Origin of the sequence: Neobacillus sp. B4I6, from assembly GCF_050434045.1 — a bacterium.
Lineage (GTDB): Bacteria > Bacillota > Bacilli > Bacillales > Cytobacillaceae > Neobacillus.
In genome coordinates, this window is the sequence record NZ_JBNPWB010000002.1 from 4,890,721 (window position 1) to 4,912,868 (window position 22,148).

Consider the following 22,148-nt stretch of genomic DNA (forward strand, 5'->3'; position numbering starts at 1 on the left):
CTCCTTTACCCAAGCGTTTTTCTCATCATAGTAAAGATCCCGCCGCAGCCAATCACGACCATCCCTAAGAACGTCATGATTGTTTTTGTATTTAAAATACCACCTTGTTGATCCTCAGGCTCGTTCTCGGAGGGAGCTGCAGTATATTGAACTGTATAATTACTCGAAAACAGTACCTTTTCGGTTTGTTTCAGGGTAATATCGGGCTTACTCGGCGAAACAAAAAGCCCTTGTTGTAAATCTGACGTGGATTGTTCCATTTCTATTTGTTTCGTTTTGAGGGCAGCCTGCGTTTGTTCCTTAAACAGGTTCGGCGCCAATTTTTCCAATTCCGTTTCTTGATAGTCTTGAGTTTCTAAGTTCTCTCTTTCAACTGCATCTTGGCCAATCCGGTCCGTTTGCAATCGAATTTTCCCGCTATGATCAAGGGTTTCATCCGCCAAAGGCTGGAGTGAAAACATAAAAAGGAATCCTGTAAAAACAGTGATAACACTACAGAGCTTCATTAATTCCTTCATGATTACCCTCCTCGCTTTTAGCCGAACGATTAAAGACAAACAAATGGCCGGCAAGGCTGACAACCGTCAGGGCTGCTAAGCCAAAAATAAGCCACTTTGTATCAGCTGCTCCACTTCCAAACTTCATTAATAACGTCTCAATGTATTGCAAAGGTGAGTAGTCTCTTAATGTAGCAGCGGTAGAAAATTGATCAAAGTGACGTCCAAGTGCCTCGGTTAGGAATAAATAGAGGCTCAAAATCACCAAAAGGATAAACATACCTGCCATTTTCAACTGCCGTAATAAATAAGCTGACACCATCAGCAATGTGACCATAATCAACGTAATTAAACCGATCCATTGCAGGAATTTCCCTTCACTCATTTGCAGTAAATAGGCTGACAGCAGTCCGATCACGATCCCCTCAACCAGACCAATACTCACAGTCATAATTGTGAGCGGTATATTCTTGCCAACAATTGTTTGTTCTCCCGCAAATGTGTCTTCTTGCAGACGTTTTCGCTCATGATTAGAGAGAACATAGGCCGTAAATAAGGCGACAATAAAACAGATCAAGACAACAAAGTAAGGTGTAAAGGTATCACCTGCAGCGATAACCCCAGCATTCTTGGTTTGGACCGGATTTGAAAGAAAGCTTAACAAATCTTCATTTGGCCGCTCACCTATGCGGCTATTGGCCAGCACCCCGGCGAAATTGTCAGCAAAGTTTTGGTCCTCTGCCAATTTAGTTGTTAAATTACTCGAAAGGTTCCCTGCTTGTTGTACTAAAGTCGTTCCACTGGCTTGAATTTCCTTCGCTTGACGATCAATTGCATCGAAGGTTTGATAAACCGAATCAGAGGAAGTTAAATTAGATTTCGACTGGTCCGCTAGGGATTGACTTGCAGCAAGCAGCGAGTTAAATTCATTTCCTATCGATAGAACTGCCTGTTGTTCTTCGTCCCCATTCAGCAATACTTTTGCTTGTTCAGTTTGTAAATTAAGACTTGCTTCGCGCCATGCTCCCAAATCTTTTAATGTCTCAGAAAGGTTCGTATTTAAAGTTTCTGCTTGTGCCGTTGTTTCCTTTATCCTTTCCGACATTTGTGCCGCATTTTGATTGGCGTTGTCAACCAGCAGCATATATTCTTCTATTTTGCCTTTTACATCTTCTGTCTGTTCCCGTATTTCCTCTGTTATTTGTTCAGCAATATAAGATGCTAACACATCGACAATGTCTTGCTTATTAAATAAATAATATAGTGAATCCCCATCTGCCATATCCGTCAGATTGGTTTGATTCAAATCATTTACTAGGTCCTGACGATTAAATTGTTCTATGCCAATGCCAAAGTATAAATTATACAGAGTCAATAACTTATGGAAATCACTGACGGTATCGCTGGAAGCATTGATCAGAACACTTGTTGAATCCCCAGTAAGAGGTGACATCACTTGGCGGGTAATATGGTTATTTAAAATTTCCAATCTCTCAATAATGCTTTTGTTGTCATTGTCACTTGGTTGAATCAACTCTTGATTTTCTACCGTCTTTTCGTTCGTCGTATCATTCGGACTTTTGCCCATTTCTTCAACTGTTATGGGCTGATTACTTTCATAGGACGATACGGATTGCTCTGTTTTCTTTTTAATTTCAGCTGAAGTTCCCTCTTCCGTTCCTGGCAGTTCTGGATGATCTACATCGGTAATATCCTTCTGATCAAGTTCCCAACTCCATGTAATCGGCTGGAAAACATCAAGGATTGCATCCATGTTTTTAAGACTCACATCAACTTTCACAGTGAATTGTCCTTCATCTGTTGAAGGCAGTTTAATTTTTTGGTACGGAAGAAATGACTCAGTATAATCCATTTCTTGACTATTTGGTAATGATAATAAAACTCTCTCAATCTCAAATTCTTTTGGAATCGATAGAGTAAATTCCTGCCCATTCTTTTTATTTTTCTGCAGGTTTACGGTATCTGTCAGAGTTACCCCCTTTGTCATCAAATCACTTTTGACTTGTTCTACTTTTTCAGACAAAGGAATCCCATTTGCATCACGATTAGGGGTATAACCAAACTCTTGATTGTATTTATTGGTGACAGCTATGACATTTTTTAGCTGTGTGATGGTTTGATCACTTAAGCCTAGGCCATCTAAATCATTACTATCAAGTGTTGGCAGCAGATCAATTTGCTTTTGTAATGTATCCCGTGCATTTTTATCTGGAGCAGCAAACATATGACTTAAGGAAACATTTTGCTCTTTACCTGAATTATGTTTTATTTCGTTCTTAAGCTTATCGCCAATTAATTGCTCCATATCTGATGCCAATTTGCCCGACAGCTCTGCATTCATTTGTTCCATTTTATCCTTCGTGTCCTTCAGGTACGCTTGAAGGGCGGCTGATTCGGTTAAAATAGTCGCCGACTGATTACCATTCTGGTGGAACTGGTCATTGATAGCCTTATTAGCTGACGTTAAATAATCTAATTGCTGCATGACATCGCCATGATTCATTTCACGATCTAACATGTTAAGCTGGCCAGAGAAACCCTTTGTTAATAGACCATTTGCCGCTTTCAGTTTTGTAAAATCCACTAAGCTGGATTGGTAGGTATGGCTTGCGGTTACATCCTCAACCAGGCTAGTTTCAAACCCCTTTAATAGGTCCTGTAAGCCGGTAAAGCTCTCTCTCGATATCTTTGTGTTACTCTCAACAGCTCCAAACTGAGCGGTGTAACCGGATATGGGACGATGGATCGATTGATTATAGTAGTTCGTATATACTTGCTCCTTGTTTACCAATGTTCCGATATTGTCCTGAGCATCATGTAAATTGCCAATGACACTAGCAAAATAGACATCAATAATTTGGCGATTAAAGTCTCCTAAGATAGCGCTCGCCGTTTTCTCGGCTTTTGCTTTTATATTGCTGTTATCTGAAGCATTAATTTTGTAGTTCAATACCACCTGTTCTGGTGATTTCGAATCAATTGATAATGCCTTTTCTGTAAAATCATTCGGAATGACAATCATCATGTTGTAGACATTCCGCGCAAGGCCGCTTTCAGCCACACCACGGCTGACAACATACCAGTCATGTGTATCATCTTTCTCAATATTCTTGATAAATTCAGCACCGAATTCATAGTTCTTATTATTAAAACTTGCACCTTGATCTTCATTAACCAATGCTACGGTCATTTTCTGCTCATCTGTGTTGGCTTTGCTATTTGAAACTTGATTCAATGCCAGATAAGAGATGCCTGAAGATAGCGCAAGGATCAGAACTAGAAATAACAAGACACCCCGCTCAACCCTTTTCATCCACTCAACCCCTGAAATTTTTAGTATGTAATAAAGACATGATTTCTATTTATATATAAAAACACTTTAATATGTTGGGAGACTTTTTGAAGTTGCCTGCTAGCTGCAAACAAAGAATAAAAGCCACACAACAATTGTCGCGTGGCTTTTGGTTTTTTGGGAACATAGCCCCGAATGACATTCCACTTATCTAATGCTCATCTTTCATTTGTCAGGCAAATGAATTAATTAAGCCCAAAATTCTGCGATAATTGCTCATCTTGTTGAGCAACTGCATCTGCCGTCTTGTTCAATTGTGTATTAATTTCCTGCATTAATTGAGCAAAATTTTGTACTTTTGGCTTCAACTGGTTAAACTGATCGTCAAATCTTTGGAAGGCACGGCCTTCCCATTCACCACGAAGTTCATTTTGTAAATTAGTTAAGTCCCTTAAAATTTGCTCAATTTGTTGTGAACTTTGCCCATAGCGAGTCGCTTTAGCTTTTAACTCCGCTGGGGTCATACGAATTTGTCCAGCCACTTGTTCTCCATCTCCTCTGCCTATAGTTTGCCGTGGAATTAATTAATCACGAATTCCAGACAATAACACTACGTTGGAAGTAAATTCCTATCTATTTATTTAACATAGGATCTTGGAACATTCAAACGCCTCTGGAAATGAGTGGGATTTCGTCTAGTACTTTCCTTCCAATTTACATTGAAACTGGGAATTTTCAGCCGGAGGATAAGGGGAATATGATTCTTTCTTAGTAAGACAAAGGGTTGGTTTTTTCACTATTTATAAGGAAATGTTAAAAATCGTAGCACTATTTACCTGTTTTTCCGAGTTAGAATGGGTTCCTTGCACAGTTCCAAATACACAAACTTTACTTGACAAGACGATGTGGTAAGTAGGTATGTTGATACGAAGAAATGAAAAAAGAGGCTTCTCATAATTACCATTACGAGAAGCCTCTTTCAAAGAGTAAAATATTTGTCATTTTTATAAATTTGCATTCAAACTTTAGCAATTTCTATCTCATAACCACTTGGCAATGCTTCAATAGCTCCTATTTTTGTACAAACAAGCGCTCCAACCTTATTTGCAAAAGACACGATGTCATGGAGCTTATCAAAATCATTACTAATAGTTTTGATTTGTTCAGAGTCAGCAAATCTGTATAAGGCTGCTCCGACAAAAGCGTCACCTGCACCTGTAGAATCAATGGATGTAACCTGAATGCTGTTAACAATCTCATTTTTCTTTCCATTAGACAGCAATGTTCCTCTTTTACCAAGCGTAACTGCTATTATTTCCGCTCCCATTTCATGAAGGAGACTAACACCTTCTTCATGATCTTTAGTCTCTGTGATAATCTCCAATTCCTCATCACTTACCTTAACAAAATCACTTAAAGCAATTGCTTTTTTGGCAATTTTGACAAACTCATCGACTCTTCCCTTCCATAAATCGCCTCGATAGTTAGGGTCAAACGAAATAAATTGTCCCTCATCTTTAGCATTGGAAATAAGATTTAGGTAGGTGCTGCAAAATGGCTCAGATAACATAGCTGTCGCCGAACCAAAATGGAGAATCTTTGCATTCTTTATTTTATCTTGATCAATATCGTCTAAGGTCAAAAAAGCATCGGCTCCCCTATGGAATACAAAGTCCCGCTCTCCACTTTTCTTTAATGAAACAAAGGCTAAAGTGGTTGGTACTTTCTCATCCATGACAAGCATAGAGGTATCTACGTTTGCAGCGTCTAATGTTTGTTTCAAGAAATCCCCAAATGGATCCTTCCCTACTTTTCCGCTAAACGCTGCGTCCCCGCCTAATTTTGCAATGGCAGCTGCGACATTGGCCGGTGCACCACCAGCACTTTTTAAAAATTGACGTCCCTTTATTAAATCCATGTCAATATCCGTACAAAAGAAATCAATTAATAATTCTCCAATACAGACAACTGAAAGAATTCTAGTTATATTATTTTGCACATCTATCACACTCATTTACTAAATTTAAATTTTTATATAAAGAATAATTAAACTGGTTGTTTTGATCTTTGCTCCAAATCTGACATCATATTTTTATATTTTTTCTCTGTTAACGGATAGAAGCATATGATTAATACAGCAAGTAAAATAAAAAGTCCTGGAATCAATGCATTCATATTTTTAATAGCATTTAGTGATGTTACTGTCTGTTCTCCATTAGGTACATAGCCTGCTATCCCTAAATAAATGGCAGAGAACGACCCTGCGAGGGCAACTCCTAATTTATTAGTAAAACTCATGCTGGAAATAACCACACCATCAGCCCGAACCCCAGTTTTCCATTCAGCATAATCTACACAATCGGCAATCATACCCCAAGCTAGCGTATTTAAAGGAGTGGTAAAAAAGCCCGAAGCAAATAACCAAAATAAAATTAACGTAACAGAAGAATATGGAGTAAAGTGCAGCCCGATGTACGAAATAAGAGATATAGCAGCTGAGATAATCATCACGTTCTTTCTACCCCATTTTTTTGAAAATACGGGGATAAATAAGTTACTGATTAACGCTGCCCCAAAAAATAAAACGGTTCCCCAAAACACTAATTCCTTTTGATGGATATTGTACGTAAAGTAGTACACCATGGTACTAAGTTTAATATTAAATCCAATAGCAAACGCCAAAAATGATGAGGCTAGAATTAACAAAGGCTTGTTCTTAAATAAAACAGATAACGTCATTTTAATTCCATGTTTCTCGCTCTTTTTGGGGACAATTCGCTCCCGTACTGTAAAAAAGCTAAAGAGGTTCAAAACGATACTTACCATCGCATAGACTAGAGCAGTCATCTGAAATCCAAGTTCTTGATTCTCCCCTCCAAATGCTGTTGCAAGTGGTGTTGCAAATGAAATGGATAGTAGGATCCCTATATAAACCAATATCATCCGAGTAGTTGTTAATACGGTTCGTTCTTGCACGTCATTAGTTATCCGCGCTGTTAAGCTGTTAACTGGAATCGTTTGCATACTAAAGGACATTCCTAGCAAAATATAGGTAACATACGCATAGATAATGTTTCCAGTCGGGCCAAAGTGAGGGTTAGTAAAACACATGAAAGTGAATAACGCGAACGGAAGGGAGACCCATAATAAATATGGTCTTGCTTTCCCCCACCGTGTGTTGGTCTTATCTAAAATCATCCCCATGATTGGGTCAAAAATAGCATCTAAAATTCGTACGACAAGGAATAGAGTTGCAATAACCGCAGGGTGAATCCCACCGACATCCGTATAATAGAAAAGGAGATACGCGTTAACAAATTGGAAAACAATATTATACGACATATCACCAAGTCCGTATCCAAATCGTTCTAACCAGGATAAACCAGTACTAGTATTACTAGAGTGGGAACTGTTTTTGCCTTTGGCCTTCAATCCTGCTAATTGTCCTGTTTCTATCATAGATTATACCTCTCCATTCGTTCAGTTTTAGTCATTCGGATAGACTATAATTTTTAAACATTCATTTTTAAAATTAAGGGCTCGTTCCATCGCTTCACGTGTGTCAGCTAACGAATATCGGTCCGTCACAAGATGCTTGGTGTCAACTATGCCAGAAGCAAGGAAGTTGATCCCTTTTGGATACGTGTTTGCATAACGAAAGATGCCATAAATATCAATCTCATTGTCCGCGATAAATGGTACATTTAGCGGGATTTCATTCTGGGAAGGCAATCCTACAATGGCAAGTTTCCCACCTCGACGAACGGTAGCTAGTGCGGATTGCAGCGCTGCTGGATTCCCGGCTGTTTCCCAAGCAACGTCAACCCCTCTGCCATTTGTAATGTTTTTGATTTCCTCCAGTGGATCCTGTTCCCGAATATTGATAACATGAGTTGCCCCCATTTTTTTTGCTGCCTCGAGCCGTAACGGCTCCAAATCGGTCACTATTATTGTGCCTGCCCCAAATGCTTTGGCTGCACCAACAGCCATTAACCCCACCGGGCCCATTCCCATAATTGCAATGGTTGATCCAGGTTGAAGTTTCGTTCTCATCGCTGCATGAATACCAACAGAAAAGGGTTCGATTAGGGCAGCATCTTCAAAGGAAAGAGTATCCGGAATTGCGAAGACAAAGTCTTGCCGCATTTTTATATATTGTACAAATGCACCGTCAACTGGTGGCGTTGCCAAAAATTCTACATCTGGACAAAGGTTATAACGACCCTCTTTACACGCTTCGCAGTACCCGCAGGTTACACCTGGTTCAACCGCAACGCGATCACCGACTTTAAATCTATCAACAGCCGTTCCAATAGCAGCAATCTCACCCGAGCATTCATGGCCAAGGATGATCGGCTTCTCAACGATGTATTTACCAATTCTTCCGTGAGTATAATAATGTAAGTCCGACCCACAAATTCCAACGGCCATTACTTTAATTAAAACTTCATCGTGACTAATTTGCGGGACAGGCAATGATTCAATTGTAATTTCTCTTGTACTGTGCATAATTGCAGCTTTCATGTGTGTAGGTAATGTGTTTTTCATTTTAAAATTCCTTTCTTTTATGTAAGTGCATACATTTTATTTCCCTCTGTTATATTTTGATTTTACTTGCTAACCCAATGATCTAGTAGCTTTTTACACTGTATAAAAGTACAGCGGCGCTGTACTTTCTAATTTTTCATATACAAAAAGAGATGGATTGGTAAAATAACATTAAAGGAGGTGTGCAAGGCATTATGGCTGAACTCGAGGACCAGAAAGATTTTGCGGAACTGTTATCGTCTGGTGTTAAGTCTTTAAAACTCCATCCTGACTTCAAAATCAGAAGGGGTAAAAATGAAATTAATTCATCAGGACAATCCTATTTAGAAAAAGTCGCTTACCAGCTGGGGGTCTCTTCTAATACCATTAAAAGCTGGATAGGGCAAATGGGCCTAAAATATATTCCCGGCCGAATTGACGACGGAAAACTCTTTGGAATTATCTGGGTCATCATTGAAAAGAGTGACATGAATATACAGTGGTTTACAAAACTACTTGAGACTACTTCCATACCTGTAATTAAACCTGCATTACCTATCTGGGTCGTTTCATGTCTAAAAAAAGCTAAAATCTTATTAAATAACGGGGCATTCGGTGCACCGCTTGATGAAGACATTGAAAATGTAATTAATCGATTGTTTCCTGATACGCAAATAAGCAATACTATTACACCTAAAGAACAGCCAATGACGCATAACTTGCCAACTCGCTGGTCAGGAGGATTCATCGGTAGGAGCTTTGACTTAGAAGCTATTCGTCAGTGGGTGCTCTCTCCTTCACCAGTATGTACAATTACTGGTTGGGCTGGCATGGGAAAAACGACCATCGCGCTTGAAGTAGCATATGCCTGTGTTGGGGGAAATCTCCATGGTGATTCTGTTAATGTCGGCGAAAATTGGCCAACATTTAGATCCATAATCTGGGTAAGCGCTGATTGGAAAGGGTTAACCTTTAGTGATTTCCTAAATACAATTGCCTATCAACTAGGACGCGTAGAACAAATAGATAAATCAATTAATGAAAAACGTTTTGTTGTCCGTAATGCATTGGCGAATTATTCTCGGCAAGAACCGGTATTGCTGATTGTAGACAGTATTGATACTGCCGAAAGTGATATTCACGATTTCATTACCAATCTCCCACAAGGTGTTAAAGTAATCCTAACCTCTCGTGAGAATTTGTATCAAAAATATCGGGAAGCCTTTCGGGAAATGGTTACCATTCAGCTGAAGGGTCTTGAAAAAACTGAAGCTTTTGATTTTTTTACTTATGAAGTACGCCGTCAATTACAAACTTGTAACTCTCCAGATAAGCGAGAAAAGATAGAACAGTTATTGAATATATCTCCTGAAATCCAGCACCAGTTGTTTTTAGCGACTGCTGGTAACCCTAAAGCTATTGCACTCAGCATAGCCTATATTTCAGACGATGACATTCCTGCTCAACAACTTATTCAGGAATTAGGGAAAGCCGGCTACACATTGTTGGAAATGTTTGATTTCCTCTTTGGGCGCACATGGAAACGCTGTGATGAAGGTACCCGGCGTCTATGGCAGGTGCTATGTTTTTTCAGCAAACCTCCTGATGAAGAGAGCTGGGCTGCAGCCGCTGGATTAGATGTTCGAAATTATCATTATGCTGTTGAAAAGATGCGGACCTTTGCCCTGATCCAACCAGAGCGGATAGAAGGGAAATTATATTTTCTTGGGCATCAAACTGTAGTGGCTTATGGCGAGCAGCACTTGTTAGAGAATCAAGACTTTGAAAAGGAAGCACGCAGTCGATGGAGCCGATATTATATTCAGTACTTAGAAACCCATTTAAAACGGGAGCAGCTAAATTCTGTTTATTGGAGTTACCTGCTTGGTCGGGATTTGGATAAAATCAAGAAAGAATGGCCGAACATACTTAAAGTTATAAAGTGGGCAAGCCAAGTTCCAGATAAGGAGCTGCTAATTGATCTGGTAACACGCATAAGTCACTTTTTAAGCCGGATTAACTTGCCGCTCCGAATCGAGTACGGACTGAAAGCCGCTGATTACGCCAACCAATTGGATAAAAAAACGCATGAAGCTTTTCTTCGAATTGATACAGTAGGCTGGGCATTAATAGAAGTCAATGAATTGGATGAAGCCCTTCAACAAATTGAAGCCGGGCTTCAGATACTAGAGCATTTAGATTCTAATAACGCGGATGTTTTTGATTTGAAGGTTTGGGGACTTGCCTTAAAATCCAGACTGTTCTTAAAATCAAGCGATCCTGAAAAGGCAGAAGCAATTTTAAGAGAAGTCATACATATATCCGCGACCCCTATTATCCAACATAGAGTTTTATTAGTTCGCGGGGACCTAAGCTTGTTGCGAAAAAATTATAAAGAGGCAATCAATTTATACGAAGCTGCTAATCAAATCAGCACAATGTATGGCGGTGAAAAAACGATTGAAGCATATTTTAATTTAGGTTTAGCTTATGTAAATTGCGACGAATTTGAAAAGGCAGAAGCAGCGTTTGATAATATTCTCTATCACAAAAATAAGGCGAATCAGATTGAGCTAATTTATTATCATTATGGGATGGCACAAATGTTTTCTCAGAAAGGCGATAATGAAAAAGCACTGCAATCAAATCAAATCGCTATTAACCTTATTGATTCGTGGGAACCAACCATCAGTATTCGAATAGAAGTAGAACAATTTAATGATGTAATTGAAAGTAATTTACATATTTAGCCGTGTTCGTTCAAGGCTTAAGGCTTGGCATTTATTTTAACAGCAAAACCACTACCTAAATTTTATTAGGAAGTGGTTTTTTAATAGAAGAAATAGTGGCATTTTGTCGCTATATACTCAGAATTTGTAGATATTTCCCGGGAATTTGTTGAAATTTGGAGGAATGTCCGTATCGCGTACCGATATAAGCGCATTAATGTCGGATTGAAGAACGATACACCAACAGCCTCTATTAAAAACTCATATTTCGTTATATCGCCGGGCGATACGATACAAGTAAGCAAAAAAAAAGCCTATACAGGCACCTTATTTTCGGAATATGGAGAAAAGCCTCTCCCATTTTTCTTTAGGTTTTTGTATCGCTTCTTCTAAACGCTTATTAAAATCATTTTGTGAACGCCATTCTTTTTCCAGTTCGTCCCGCATATTTTGTATTTCTTTTTGTAAAAATTCACTTTTTTGTATTTCTTGCTGCAGCAAAGTTTCGTAATGGTTATTTTGTTGTTCCGTTAATTTTTCAATTTTCGCATGAGTTTTTTGCGCTGAATTAGCAATACTGGAACTTATAACATGGTGATCTTGCTGGAGTCGGGAAACCGTTAGTTTAAGCTGCGACATATCGTTTGTCAGTTGGACATTCATTTCACGCGTGGCGGCAAGTTCATTGACCAAAACCTTTAAAATCTCTTTTAATTGATTAGGGTCTTGGGGTAAATTTTCATATGTATCGGGTACCGCTATTTCCGTTTCATTGAAATCTACTAATCTTTCCTTTTGTTGATACGCAAGGTCTTTAGCTGTATCGTCTAGGGGCTTATCCGTATCGCGTAGCGCTATAAGCGCTCCGATATCAGATTGAACAAAGATACGCCGATCGCCATCTTTTAAAAACTCATATCCATTCCGTTCTAAGATTTGGCCATACTTTCGAACAGTTGGTGTTGCAATCCCAACTTCTTCTGCCACTTCCTTGGATGAGAAAGCTCGTTCATTCGATTGTATATCACGTCGCATATCGGACCTCCTTTTCTATTAAATATGAAGGTTTATTGGTTCATTTGCAAGATATATCGCCCAGCGATACGAAACAAAAAAAAAAACAGATCAGCCCTTTTTTGATGCTACCACGAAAACACCAAATTAAAAGCGCTCCAATTGAACGCGTCTTTCTACTCAACATCGAAATTCTCCTGTATAAATTCCATTTCCTCTTCAGGTGAGGCTATGCCATTAGCCTTTCCAACCGTGCCACCCTGCAGCGACCAAATGGCATTGTGGTTAATAACCACATGATCAAAATTGCCTTTATCCCAAGATCTTAATATACTTAAATATAAATCAGCATTTCCATATTTTTTCTTATTTGCTTCCACCACTTGTAATAATCTTTTAACCCGTTCAGGCGTTAATGGCAACGCACCCCATTTTTTTTTCGCTAATACCTTTTGATGTGACATATTATGTATGGCTTGCTGAACAGAGTTTTCACTCATGCTAAACGGAAATTCACGATCAACCTTATTATTTTGTTCATTTACTTGGACCACTTTTTCGCCACTAGGTGCTGTTCCTACCCTAACAGTGACATTTTCCTTATCAAGATATAAATAACCCCCAATTAATACCCCCGCGAGTACTACTGGGATCCATATTTTTTTATGTATTTTTTTCATAGTTTCTCCTGCTCCTCTAATGTGAAGGTCTGGAACATTGCTCCGTCCCTCCAAGATAGGCTTTAACTATAATAATTCAACATTTTCCCTTTACTTTCCTTTAAAACCTTTTAAAAAGTCTCAATTCCGAATAAGCTTGGCGAACATCTTCAGGGGAAAAGGGAGCAATAACTTCAAACCCTTACCTATCTGTATGAAGAAGGAATGGTTCTAGGGGTGATTAGAAGTTTGAGATTTTTAAGTATTGTACTATGATAAATTTAATTCCATTATTTGAGTAGGCAAGTGTATGGGACAGTGACCCTTACTCTTACACAATTTAAAATTACCTAAGGAGTGGTAGAAATGGCACGTGTTTTATTTATTAATGCCGGATCAGAAGGACATATCAATCCAACTATTGGAGTTGTGCATGAGCTTATTTCGCGCGGCGAAGAGGTAGTGTACTTTACGATAGAAGCTTTTCGAGAGCGAATTGAGAAAACGGGAGCAATTGTACGAACATTGGACGGTCAAAAATTTATAACAGCCTTTATCTCGGGTGGAAGAAATTATTTACTTGAAAGAATTAACGGTCTTTTACTTACGGCAGATATTGTCATACCTAGCGTGCTTGAACAGATTGAAGGAGAACATTTTGATTACATCATCCATGATTCCATGTTTGGTTGTGGACGTTTACTTGCCCAAATCCTTAAGCTTCCGGCAATCAATTCTTGTACTTCCTTTGCGCAGACAAAGGAATCATTCGATCAAATGTTGGAACAGCTTTCTAAAAACATTCCTCCAGAAGTGGGTAAAGAAATAAACGATGAGTATCAAAGCCTGACGGCAATGGTGAAGGAGAAATATGATGTCGAGATCCATTCTCCTTACGAAGTCTTTTGTAATCCTGCCCCACTTACAATCGTTTACACAACTAGGGAGTTTCAACCTTTTGGAGAAGCATTCGACCAAACTTACAAATTTATAGGTCCATCCATCTCTACACGATTAATTCAAGAAAACTTTGACCTTACAGCAATCAAGGGAAAAAGACCAATTTATATTTCACTGGGTACTGTCTTTAACCAAGCCATTGATTTTTATAAGCTTTGTTTTGAAGCATTTGGAAATAGCAATCATACGGTTGTCATGTCGATCGGGAAACAAACCCCACTAATCGATTTAGGAGAGATTCCCCAAAACTTCATTGTAAAAGAATATGTTCCACAAACAGAAGTGTTAAAATACACTAAATTATTTATTACACATGGTGGAATGAATAGTACCCATGAAGGTCTCTATTACGGGGTTCCGCTCATTGTCATCCCACAAAGCGCGGATCAACCGATCATTGCCGGACAAGTTGCCAATATCGGTGCCGGTATTAAATTACAAATGGATGGTTTGACTGCAAATCAACTACGTGAAGCCGCAGATCATGTGTTAAACACCCCATCTTTTCATAAGGCTGTTTCAAATATAAGGGAATCCTTTCAAAAATCGGGTGGATATCACCAAGCTGTTGATGAGATTTTTGAATTTAAAAGTCAATATGATATCTAAATATAAAAATTTCTCTGCTACCATTGGCTTATTTTAGTGGTTACGGCAATTCCCTTTTTAATCATCCGGATATTTCACAAGATGTGGAAGATGAATTGGAATTATTTAATAGTTACGTGAAGGGTGAAGGGTGGTTTCAAGCAGCTGGAACGTACTAGAAACGCTAATTATAGACATATCCAGAGCCTCCTAATAAAAAGACTACCTCCTAGTTTTTAGGAAGTAGTCTTAACTTTAGAAAATGATGATATATGTGACCTTTCTTACACAATCGTTAGTTCCTTTTCAAAAACCTTTTCCGGTGAGACAAAATTATAGGAAAGATCTTTCGCGACAGCTTCGTATGTGATTTCACCATTTGCTACGTTTAATCCAAGTTTTAAGGATTCGTTGTCTAAAATTGCTTGGAATACACCTTTGTTGGCAATCTGTAATGCGTAAGGAACCGTGACATTGGTTAAAGCAATGGTGGATGTTCTTGGGACTGCCCCAGGCATGTTTGCCACTGCGTAATGAACAACACCGTGTTTTTCATAGGTTGGGTTGTCATGTGTTGTAATATGGTCAACTGTCTCTACAATACCACCTTGGTCAATCGCTACATCTACGATAACAGAACCAGGTTTCATTGCTTTTACCATTTCTTCCGTTACCAGCTTAGGAGCTTTTGCACCAGGAATTAATACGGCTCCAATTAAGAGATCAGCTTCTGCTACAGCTTCTGCTATGTTGAATGGATTGGACATTAATGTTTTAATTTGGTTGCCAAAGATATCATCTAATTGACGTAATCGATCTGCACTTAAGTCAATGATGGTCACGTCCGCCCCTAAACCAATAGCCATTTTGGCTGCATTTGTGCCTACAACACCACCACCAATGATGGTCACTTTACCGCGACTTACACCAGGAACACCCGCAAGAAGGATACCTTTACCGCCATTAGATTTTTGTAAGAATTGAGAACCAATTTGTGCGGACATACGGCCTGCTACCTCACTCATCGGAGTAAGGAGAGGAAGAGTACGATTTACTGCAACTGTTTCATAAGCGATAGCGATAACTCCTTTGTCCTTAAGAGCTTGAGCTAAAGCCGGTTCAGCAGCCAAGTGTAAGTAAGTGAATAAAATTAACCCTTCACGGAAGTAGCTATACTCGCTTGGAAGAGGTTCTTTCACTTTCATAATCATTTCAGCTTGGGACCATACATCTGCAGCATTTTCAATAATCTCTGCACCGGCATTGGCGTAATCTTCGTTGGTAAAACCACTTCCAACCCCAGCATCTTTCTCAACTAATACCTTATGACCAGCATTTACAAAAGATATTAATCCAGCTGGTGTAAGAGCTACACGATTTTCATTATTTTTTACCTCTTTTGGTAATCCAATAATCATTTTAATTTTCCTCCTATGTAAGTAGTTTTCCAGAAAAAAATATTTCTCTAACCTATTAAACTAACATTAATTTGATTACTGTTAGTATTGTATTTCAAGTATAATCATTGGTTACTTACACTTCATTAGACACACTGTAAAATACATACTAAATCTGATACGACAGTATGGATGCTTACTTTTTATGATGAAATGCTATCCATTTTCGTTTTTACTACCCTTTTTAATTGTTTTTCAAATGCAAACATGATTATCCCAAAAACAATGATAATGCCGCCGATTACATGAGAAATGATGACGGTTTCTCCGAGTAAAAAATAAGCTAATATAATAGCCCCGACGGGTTCAAATAATATCGAAACCGAAATGATATTCGTGCTAATCCATTTTAATGACCAATTAAACAAAGAATGACCAAATATAGTAGGAACGATGGCTAACAGCAAAAAATATACCCAGTCTTGAGCAGGAAAGTTCATTAATGGATATTGCAAAGAAATGCAGTAAATAAACAATGTAATCGCACTAAAGCTGTATACAATAAATGTATAAGCGATTACAGAATGCGTTTTTCTCACCTCTTGACCAAACAGCAAGTAGGCAGTCACCATCGCACAAGCTGCCAATGCCAGGAAATCTCCAAATAAAGCCTTACCGCTGACATAAAAATCTCCCCAACTAATAATGACGCTTCCAATTATAGCAATCACTGCACTTATAATAGCAGTAAACGATATTTTCTCTTTAAAGAAAAAATACGTGCCGACAAACGAAAATAGAGGCTGCAGAGTAACAAGCACAACCGAACTTGCAACAGAAGTAAAATTAAGAGATTCAAACCATAAAATAAAATGGACCGCTAAAAACACGCCAGCAATACCCGAAAAAAGCCATTCCTTTTTTGAAAAGGTCTTTAATTCAGGTAAGTTCCTAAATAAGAAAAACGGCAAAATAAGCAGCGAAGAAAAAAATAATCGATAAAATGCAACCACAGCTGAAGGCGCTGTCGTTAATTTAACTAAAACGGCAGAAGTCGAAACAGCCGTTACTCCTATTGCCAGCGCTATGTATGGCATATTAAATGAAGATTTCACAAAATTCCCCCTTCGCAATAAAAAACGGATACTTCCTTAAGATCAGGAAAGATCCGCTGTTTGAATTTAGCCCGTGGAATACAGGGCTAAATCCGCTTAGATACATTTTTATTATTTCCGCTGTTTACTTGAAAGGGTGCAGTTTACAGAGATTCCACTCTCTCTGTTCTCTTTGTTCTCTCCGTTTTTATGGTTATTTCTTTGGCTTCTAGTTCTTCCCAGAAATCTGCGTTTTTAATACCGACTTTACTTGGTCGGAAAACAGGATTGAGTCCTTGATTCCTCTGCTCATCATAGTCTTTAAGCGCTTTTACGGCTGTTTTTGATAGGAAGATGACAGTGATAACGTTCACCCATCCAAGAAGTCCAACACCTAAATCAGTAATTCCCCAAATTAATGCAGCTGAGTTAACTGCTCCAAAAATAACCATCCCGAGAAGTCCAAAACGAAATAAATGATTTACAAAATTACTTGAATTCTTAATATTGAGTGTTTCTTTAACAAACGCGATATTTGTATCCATTTTGTAGAAATACGTAATTAAAGTTGTAAAACTGAACAAGAATAAAGAAGCAGTCATATAATATTGGCCGAATTTTTGAGAAACCAGGGTTCCCATTGCGAACTGGGTATATACTTCTGGTCCTGAAAACAATCAATTGACCCTCTGTCTTCTTAAAATCTTTGTTATTGTTTTTTGACACTGGCTTTAGAAGAAACATCTACTTCAAAAATAGAAAAGTCCTTTCCTAGTTCCTTAGATGTTTCTTCAAGTTTTGATTTTGGCAATTATAAAAGGCTCTTTCTATGAAACTATTAACTCTTAGTAAACATAATAGCTTTGGCCTGTCTGAGCACCCAGAATGCTTTTTCTAAAGGCAAGCGCTACCCTTTTGGCTGGTACTGATTCAAAACCTTGAAAAAAAGGCCCGTAATGATCCATTGACTCTTCAAGTACATTTGGACTCACACTATTAATCCGAATGCCTCTTGGCAATTCAATTGCAGCCGATTTAACAAAGGCACGAACACCACCATTCGCCATTGCAGAAGAGGCTCCCCCGACAATTGGATCGTCCATTAAAATTCCAGTCGTTAATGTGATACTTCCGTTATCGCGAATGTAAGGCAGTCCAAGAAGAACCAAGTTTATTTGACCAAGAAGTTTACTATTTACGGCAATGCTATTTAGTTCTGGGGTAAGTTCCTCAAATGGCCCGAAATGGGCAGCCCCTGTTGTACTTACAAGAGCGTCAATTTCACCAATTTCCTTAAACATTCGCTTAATGCTGTCAGTTGATGTAATATCTACTTTAATATCGGAATTACTTCGACTTGCTTTGATAACTTCTGCATCACCCTTCAATTCATTAACAACAGCTGTTCCAATAGTACCGTTCGCTCCCACTACCAATATTCTCATCTTTTACCTCGCTCCTACTTCTGTCTTCCAATTAAATAGAGATTACTTTTTCACTATTTTCATAAAAATCACTATATAGTTTTCTTCGCGCCGCTTCAATGCCCGGCTGGAATTGGATAAGTGCTTTGCGGCGTGTTTCCTTAACTTCCGCAATCGCTGCTTCGATTTTTTCATCAGCACGATCCACAAGAGCTTTAAGTTCACGTGCAACCGCAAGTCCGGCTACGGCTCCTTGAGCCCTGGCAACTTTGGCGCTTTCAACTCCTGTGATATTGCCTGCCACATATAAACCTTCGAGATTCGTCTGCATTGATTCATTGTGCAGCGGAACATGTCCTCCCAGTTCAGGAACATAGCAGAAAGCACACCCGGCAACAGCCGCAAGTTCGGACATTGGTTGGAGTCCGCCTGCAATACAGACAAAATCTGCGGATACTACTTTTTCTGTTCCAGGCACAACCTCCCCGGTTGCAGTAATATCAGCAACGCGCACACCTTCCACTTGATTCTCCCCAAGTATTTCAAGAGCTGTTTTACGCAGTTGAATCGGAATATCCCACATTTTAAATCCATTTTTCGGATACAGTCGAGTGCCAAGTTTTGGGCTTACCCATTTTCCGCCGAATCGTATTAAAGGCGAAGGGGCCAAGTGGGATAGGCGCAACAGCGATTCCATCATTTTTTCCGGATTGGCGGCATCGCCTGATAAAAGACTCGGCTGAGGAAGCAATAAACTCTCAATGTGAACGCCGCATAATTGCAATTCCCTCGCTATTGCTACCGAGAGTACGTTAACACCGATAATGATCCCTTTCTCTCCCGGCTTCACGCGATGCACATTTCCCATCACCTGGGCTGCACCAATCGACATGACGCCTGGAAGCGTCCAGCCCGGAATAGGAATAGGCGTTTCCGAAGCTCCTGTTGCAAGCAAAAGACATTTAGTCTCGATTGCTTTTTCAGTAGTAAATACACACCATCCATTGTCCAATTCCATTAAATCATATACAGATAATCCGCATTGGATATGCACCCCAAGCTGAATGGCACGTTCATGGAGTTTTTGTGCCTCGGCAATACCGTTGACCCACTTGCCATCGGGTTCCTCGTGCAGTTGCCCCAATAAACGGCCTCCCGGCCTAACGAACTCATCCAATATACACACTTTCAATCCATTTTCGGCAGCAGATATGGCTGCACCTAACCCGGCTGGGCCCGCACCTACAATGACAAGATCAATCATAATTGACCTCCTTTTAAAGACGTTGTAGAGAGTGAGATGCCTGATTCAATCCGCATATTGTTTTCTACTGGAGTTAAACAGGCACGAACTGTATTTTTGCCGTTTACTGTTACCCGGCACTCAAAGCAATGACCAATGTTACAATAAATCCCGCGTGGAGTCCCTTTGTCCTCATGATGCCTTAGAGTGCGTACTCCGGATGCAAGCAGGGCGGATGCAATGGTATCACCTTCATAAGCAGCATATTGCTGTCCGTCAAAGTAAATCGTAACATCCCTTTGTTTTTCAAGGTTTCCTAGAACCGAATGATGGTCCACTCTCATTGAACTCATTTTGACTCTCCTCCTAATACCCCAAATGTAACGGGCCGGACAGGAGGACGATAGCTAAGTGATACTTCGTTAGAAATGGAAGGTCCACCCAGCTGTTCTACTAATCGATCGATCATACATCGGCAAGTACGTCCGCCGCAAGGGCCCATCCCTGCGCGAGTCCTCAACTTTACCTCACGTGAGGAACATTGAAAACGCTCAACCGTTTCTTTAATTTCTTTCAACGTTACTTCTTCACACCTGCAAATTACGGTTTGATTTTCACTCATGGAATTTCTCCTCCATTTAATTTCGTCCGGGTATTGTGCAAGGAACTATCATTCCTTTAGCTATAGATATCTTCTTTATTCGATATAAGGTAACGGTTACATAAATAAAGAGACATCAACATTCATCCTGTGTAAAATAGATGTGCAGCCAACTATTTTTACGCAGAAGAGAACGTTTGATGTCTCATACGTACAAAGTAGCACATCAGAGCTTATTATTTATATACTGCGTTGCTTGAGTGTTACATGCTACGATTAACTGTTTTCTAATTTTTTTAGATAAAACCATAATATGGTTTTTGACTAGTAGCAAAATGCGCCCATTTGATCATGGTAATGAAATCAAATACCGGAAGTTTAACGGCTCTTTGAATATCAGCTGCATACGGAGGTAAATCACTGCATTCTAGTAGAATCGCACCAATATCGGGATTTTCGTTTACCATATTGACAGCTGCCTCTACTACTTCTTTTCTCACCTTTTCGTTATCGAAAGATCCTCTGCTCTCGATGATGGCTGAGAATTCAGGCAATCTGCCTAAATCTCTTACTACTACACTACTTGGATCACTTATCCCGCAGCTTTTAAATAAGTTTGGGGTAATTCCATGCGCATCCGCTGTCAACATTCCAATTTTATGACTAGGTTTTAAGCCTGTTTTGATCCAAGGTACTTGAACGACACTTGAAAGATAAACCGGAATATCAACTGCCGCCGCCACTTTATCTTGAAAATTGCCAAAGAACCCGCATGCTGCGCAGATAGCACGTGCTCCTTCTGCCTCAAATTCTTTTGCCGCTTTGATAATATCATCCAGTAACGTGGGATCACCGACATGGATTCTTTCCTGATTGCAATTTGGCACAACTTTTAGCCTTACCGGAAAGTCATATGTAGATAGATTTGCAACATTTCCGGGTAAAACAGGGTACCAGCATTCATCTAAATAAAGGATTCCAACAGAATATCCTGCTACATACTGGCCTTTTTTCATAGTGATAATACTGCTCTCTTTTTCTTTACCTAAATAACCATATTCCCGTTCATCGATTAATGCTTTTGTGTTCAATGATGACCCCTCCATATAGGTTTAGAGAATACATTTGTATTCTCTAAACCTTGTTATCTCTTTTCTTTGGACCTACACCAAAGATTTATCTAACGATTCAATTTCATATCCTAGCTTAACTAGTTCTTCTTGAATCTTTGTTTTTATTTCATCAGTCGGCTGTGTTAAAGGCTTTCTTACTTTGCCGCCTTTCATTCCGATCAAGTCCATGCCTGCTTTAACCGGGCCTGGATATGGGTTGCCTTCCGCCTCCATTAGGCCATAAATACCTGATAATTTCGCATTCAAATCACGTGCAGCTTGTAAATCTTTCTTCTCAACGGCCAGTTCGTAAAGCTCGACAAGTTCCTTAGGAAGCAAATTGACGAGGATTCCAAAAGCACCCTGTCCTCCAATGGAGAAAGTAGGAAGGATAAAGTGTTCTTCACCGGTAAATACAGTAAAGTTATCGACATCCCTTGTTAAAGTTAAAACCTGACATAGATGACCAAAATCTGCGGATTCCTTGACACTTACAATGTTTTCCTCCTGGCTCAACTCATAAATCATTTCAGGAGAAAGGCACACGCTGGTTGCTCCCGGATAATTGTAAATGACGATTCCTACATTTGATTTTGCAGCTACTTCCTTGAAAAATTCATAAATTCCTTCTTCACTTGTTTTATGATAATAAGGAGGCAGAACCAGTCCCCATTTAGCGCCACATTCTGCCGCATAATTGGCAAGTTCGATTGTCTCCTTAGCAGTAGAGCATCCAACACCTGCCATAACAGGTACTCTTCCTGCGGCATATTCACAGCCAGCCTTGATTAAACTTTTACGTTCCTCTATTGACATAACATGGTATTCTCCTGTTGTGCCTCCAACCAGAAGACCATGGACTCCATTTCCAATTTGAAAGTCGATTACTTTCTTATAAGACTGAAAATCAATGGTTTCATCATCATTGAATGGAGTTATTAATGGTACAAAAATTCCTTTTGGCGCAATACTCATCATACATTCCTCCTA

Annotated in this window: 19 protein-coding genes; 2 read left to right on the top strand and 17 right to left on the bottom strand. The window is 39.3% G+C overall.

Annotated elements, in window-relative coordinates:
* Positions 1–5 precede the first annotated feature (5 nt).
* The 6 genes from essA to QF028_RS26310 all read right to left on the bottom strand — a co-directional run bounded on the left by essA (position 6) and on the right by QF028_RS26310 (position 8,358).
* Entirely contained in the window at positions 6–518 is a 513-nt protein-coding gene (gene essA, locus QF028_RS26285) for a type VII secretion protein EssA (RefSeq protein WP_429470285.1), read from the bottom strand.
* Positions 493–3,831: a type VII secretion protein EsaA gene (esaA, locus tag QF028_RS26290; protein ID WP_429470287.1), complete on the bottom strand. Its 3,339-nt coding sequence runs from the start codon at positions 3,829–3,831 to the stop codon at positions 493–495. The genes essA and esaA overlap by 26 nt, the downstream gene beginning before the upstream one ends.
* A 224-nt stretch (positions 3,832–4,055) precedes the next feature.
* Positions 4,056–4,352: a WXG100 family type VII secretion target gene (locus QF028_RS26295; RefSeq protein ID WP_026565218.1), complete on the bottom strand. Its 297-nt coding sequence runs from the start codon at positions 4,350–4,352 to the stop codon at positions 4,056–4,058.
* Positions 4,353–4,828: 476 nt separating this feature from the next.
* Complete coding sequence (locus QF028_RS26300; protein ID WP_429472559.1) at positions 4,829–5,788, bottom strand: carbohydrate kinase family protein; 960 nt, start codon at positions 5,786–5,788, stop codon at positions 4,829–4,831.
* A 68-nt stretch (positions 5,789–5,856) separates the two neighbouring features.
* On the bottom strand, positions 5,857–7,269 hold the full coding sequence (locus QF028_RS26305) for an MFS transporter (RefSeq protein ID WP_429470290.1): 1,413 nt from the start codon (positions 7,267–7,269) through the stop codon (positions 5,857–5,859).
* Positions 7,270–7,296: 27 nt separating this feature from the next.
* Entirely contained in the window at positions 7,297–8,358 is a 1,062-nt protein-coding gene (locus tag QF028_RS26310; protein WP_429470292.1) for an NAD(P)-dependent alcohol dehydrogenase, read from the bottom strand.
* A 194-nt stretch (positions 8,359–8,552) separates the two neighbouring features.
* Here QF028_RS26310 and QF028_RS26315 point away from each other — a divergent pair, with 194 nt between their 5' ends.
* Positions 8,553–11,087, top strand: a complete 2,535-nt coding sequence (locus QF028_RS26315) for an NB-ARC domain-containing protein (RefSeq protein ID WP_429470294.1) — start codon at positions 8,553–8,555, stop codon at positions 11,085–11,087.
* Between the two features lie 306 nt (positions 11,088–11,393).
* On the opposite strand, the gene QF028_RS26320 is transcribed toward QF028_RS26315, so the two are convergent.
* A complete protein-coding gene (locus tag QF028_RS26320; RefSeq protein ID WP_088085114.1) occupies positions 11,394–12,101 on the bottom strand; it encodes a hypothetical protein in 708 nt (235 codons plus the stop codon).
* Positions 12,102–12,256: 155 nt separating this feature from the next.
* The gene (locus QF028_RS26325) at positions 12,257–12,760 is read right to left on the bottom strand and encodes a DUF6241 domain-containing protein (protein WP_429470296.1); all 504 of its coding nucleotides are present in this window, start codon (positions 12,758–12,760) and stop codon (positions 12,257–12,259) included.
* Positions 12,761–13,105: 345 nt separating this feature from the next.
* Here QF028_RS26325 and QF028_RS26330 point away from each other — a divergent pair, with 345 nt between their 5' ends.
* Complete coding sequence (locus QF028_RS26330) at positions 13,106–14,308, top strand: macrolide family glycosyltransferase (protein ID WP_429470298.1); 1,203 nt, start codon at positions 13,106–13,108, stop codon at positions 14,306–14,308.
* A gap of 263 nt (positions 14,309–14,571) precedes the next feature.
* On the opposite strand, the gene ald is transcribed toward QF028_RS26330, so the two are convergent.
* The 9 genes from ald to dapA form a co-directional block, all read right to left on the bottom strand.
* Positions 14,572–15,705 carry an alanine dehydrogenase gene (ald, locus tag QF028_RS26335; RefSeq protein ID WP_429470300.1) on the bottom strand — a complete coding sequence of 378 codons (1,134 nt, stop codon included), beginning with the start codon at positions 15,703–15,705 and terminating at the stop codon, positions 14,572–14,574.
* Between the two features lie 182 nt (positions 15,706–15,887).
* A complete protein-coding gene (locus QF028_RS26340; RefSeq protein ID WP_429472561.1) occupies positions 15,888–16,781 on the bottom strand; it encodes a DMT family transporter in 894 nt (297 codons plus the stop codon).
* Between the two features lie 161 nt (positions 16,782–16,942).
* On the bottom strand, positions 16,943–17,455 hold the full coding sequence (locus tag QF028_RS26345; protein WP_429470302.1) for an alanine:cation symporter family protein: 513 nt from the start codon (positions 17,453–17,455) through the stop codon (positions 16,943–16,945).
* Positions 17,456–17,623: 168 nt separating this feature from the next.
* Positions 17,624–18,223: a short chain dehydrogenase gene (locus QF028_RS26350; RefSeq protein WP_429470304.1), complete on the bottom strand. Its 600-nt coding sequence runs from the start codon at positions 18,221–18,223 to the stop codon at positions 17,624–17,626.
* 31 nt (positions 18,224–18,254) lie between these two features.
* Positions 18,255–19,466: an NAD(P)/FAD-dependent oxidoreductase gene (locus tag QF028_RS26355; protein ID WP_429470306.1), complete on the bottom strand. Its 1,212-nt coding sequence runs from the start codon at positions 19,464–19,466 to the stop codon at positions 18,255–18,257.
* Complete coding sequence (locus QF028_RS26360; protein ID WP_429470308.1) at positions 19,463–19,798, bottom strand: (2Fe-2S)-binding protein; 336 nt, start codon at positions 19,796–19,798, stop codon at positions 19,463–19,465. Before QF028_RS26360 ends, QF028_RS26355 begins: the two co-directional genes overlap by 4 nt.
* Entirely contained in the window at positions 19,795–20,067 is a 273-nt protein-coding gene (locus QF028_RS26365; RefSeq protein ID WP_429470310.1) for a (2Fe-2S)-binding protein, read from the bottom strand. The genes QF028_RS26360 and QF028_RS26365 overlap by 4 nt, the downstream gene beginning before the upstream one ends.
* A gap of 275 nt (positions 20,068–20,342) precedes the next feature.
* Positions 20,343–21,137, bottom strand: a complete 795-nt coding sequence (locus tag QF028_RS26370) for an aspartate/glutamate racemase family protein (RefSeq protein WP_429470312.1) — start codon at positions 21,135–21,137, stop codon at positions 20,343–20,345.
* Between the two features lie 72 nt (positions 21,138–21,209).
* The gene (gene dapA, locus QF028_RS26375) at positions 21,210–22,136 is read right to left on the bottom strand and encodes a 4-hydroxy-tetrahydrodipicolinate synthase (RefSeq protein WP_429470314.1); all 927 of its coding nucleotides are present in this window, start codon (positions 22,134–22,136) and stop codon (positions 21,210–21,212) included.
* Positions 22,137–22,148 lie beyond the last annotated feature (12 nt).

Excerpts from the sequence above, each read along its gene's own strand:
- essA (WP_429470285.1), bottom strand. The coding sequence starts at position 518 with ATGAAGGAATTAATGAAGCTCTGTAGTGTTATCACTGTTTTTACAGGA.
- esaA (WP_429470287.1), bottom strand. The coding sequence starts at position 3,831 with ATGAAAAGGGTTGAGCGGGGTGTCTTGTTATTTCTAGTTCTGATCCTT.
- QF028_RS26305 (WP_429470290.1), bottom strand. The coding sequence starts at position 7,269 with ATGATAGAAACAGGACAATTAGCAGGATTGAAGGCCAAAGGCAAAAAC.
- QF028_RS26310 (WP_429470292.1), bottom strand. The coding sequence starts at position 8,358 with ATGAAAAACACATTACCTACACACATGAAAGCTGCAATTATGCACAGT.
- QF028_RS26315 (WP_429470294.1), top strand. The coding sequence starts at position 8,553 with ATGGCTGAACTCGAGGACCAGAAAGATTTTGCGGAACTGTTATCGTCT.
- QF028_RS26320 (WP_088085114.1), bottom strand. The coding sequence starts at position 12,101 with ATGCGACGTGATATACAATCGAATGAACGAGCTTTCTCATCCAAGGAA.
- QF028_RS26325 (WP_429470296.1), bottom strand. The coding sequence starts at position 12,760 with ATGAAAAAAATACATAAAAAAATATGGATCCCAGTAGTACTCGCGGGG.
- QF028_RS26330 (WP_429470298.1), top strand. The coding sequence starts at position 13,106 with ATGGCACGTGTTTTATTTATTAATGCCGGATCAGAAGGACATATCAAT.
- ald (WP_429470300.1), bottom strand. The coding sequence starts at position 15,705 with ATGATTATTGGATTACCAAAAGAGGTAAAAAATAATGAAAATCGTGTA.
- QF028_RS26340 (WP_429472561.1), bottom strand. The coding sequence starts at position 16,781 with ATGCCATACATAGCGCTGGCAATAGGAGTAACGGCTGTTTCGACTTCT.
- QF028_RS26350 (WP_429470304.1), bottom strand. The coding sequence starts at position 18,223 with ATGAGAATATTGGTAGTGGGAGCGAACGGTACTATTGGAACAGCTGTT.
- QF028_RS26355 (WP_429470306.1), bottom strand. The coding sequence starts at position 19,466 with ATGATTGATCTTGTCATTGTAGGTGCGGGCCCAGCCGGGTTAGGTGCA.
- QF028_RS26360 (WP_429470308.1), bottom strand. The coding sequence starts at position 19,798 with ATGAGTTCAATGAGAGTGGACCATCATTCGGTTCTAGGAAACCTTGAA.
- QF028_RS26365 (WP_429470310.1), bottom strand. The coding sequence starts at position 20,067 with ATGAGTGAAAATCAAACCGTAATTTGCAGGTGTGAAGAAGTAACGTTG.
- dapA (WP_429470314.1), bottom strand. The coding sequence starts at position 22,136 with ATGATGAGTATTGCGCCAAAAGGAATTTTTGTACCATTAATAACTCCA.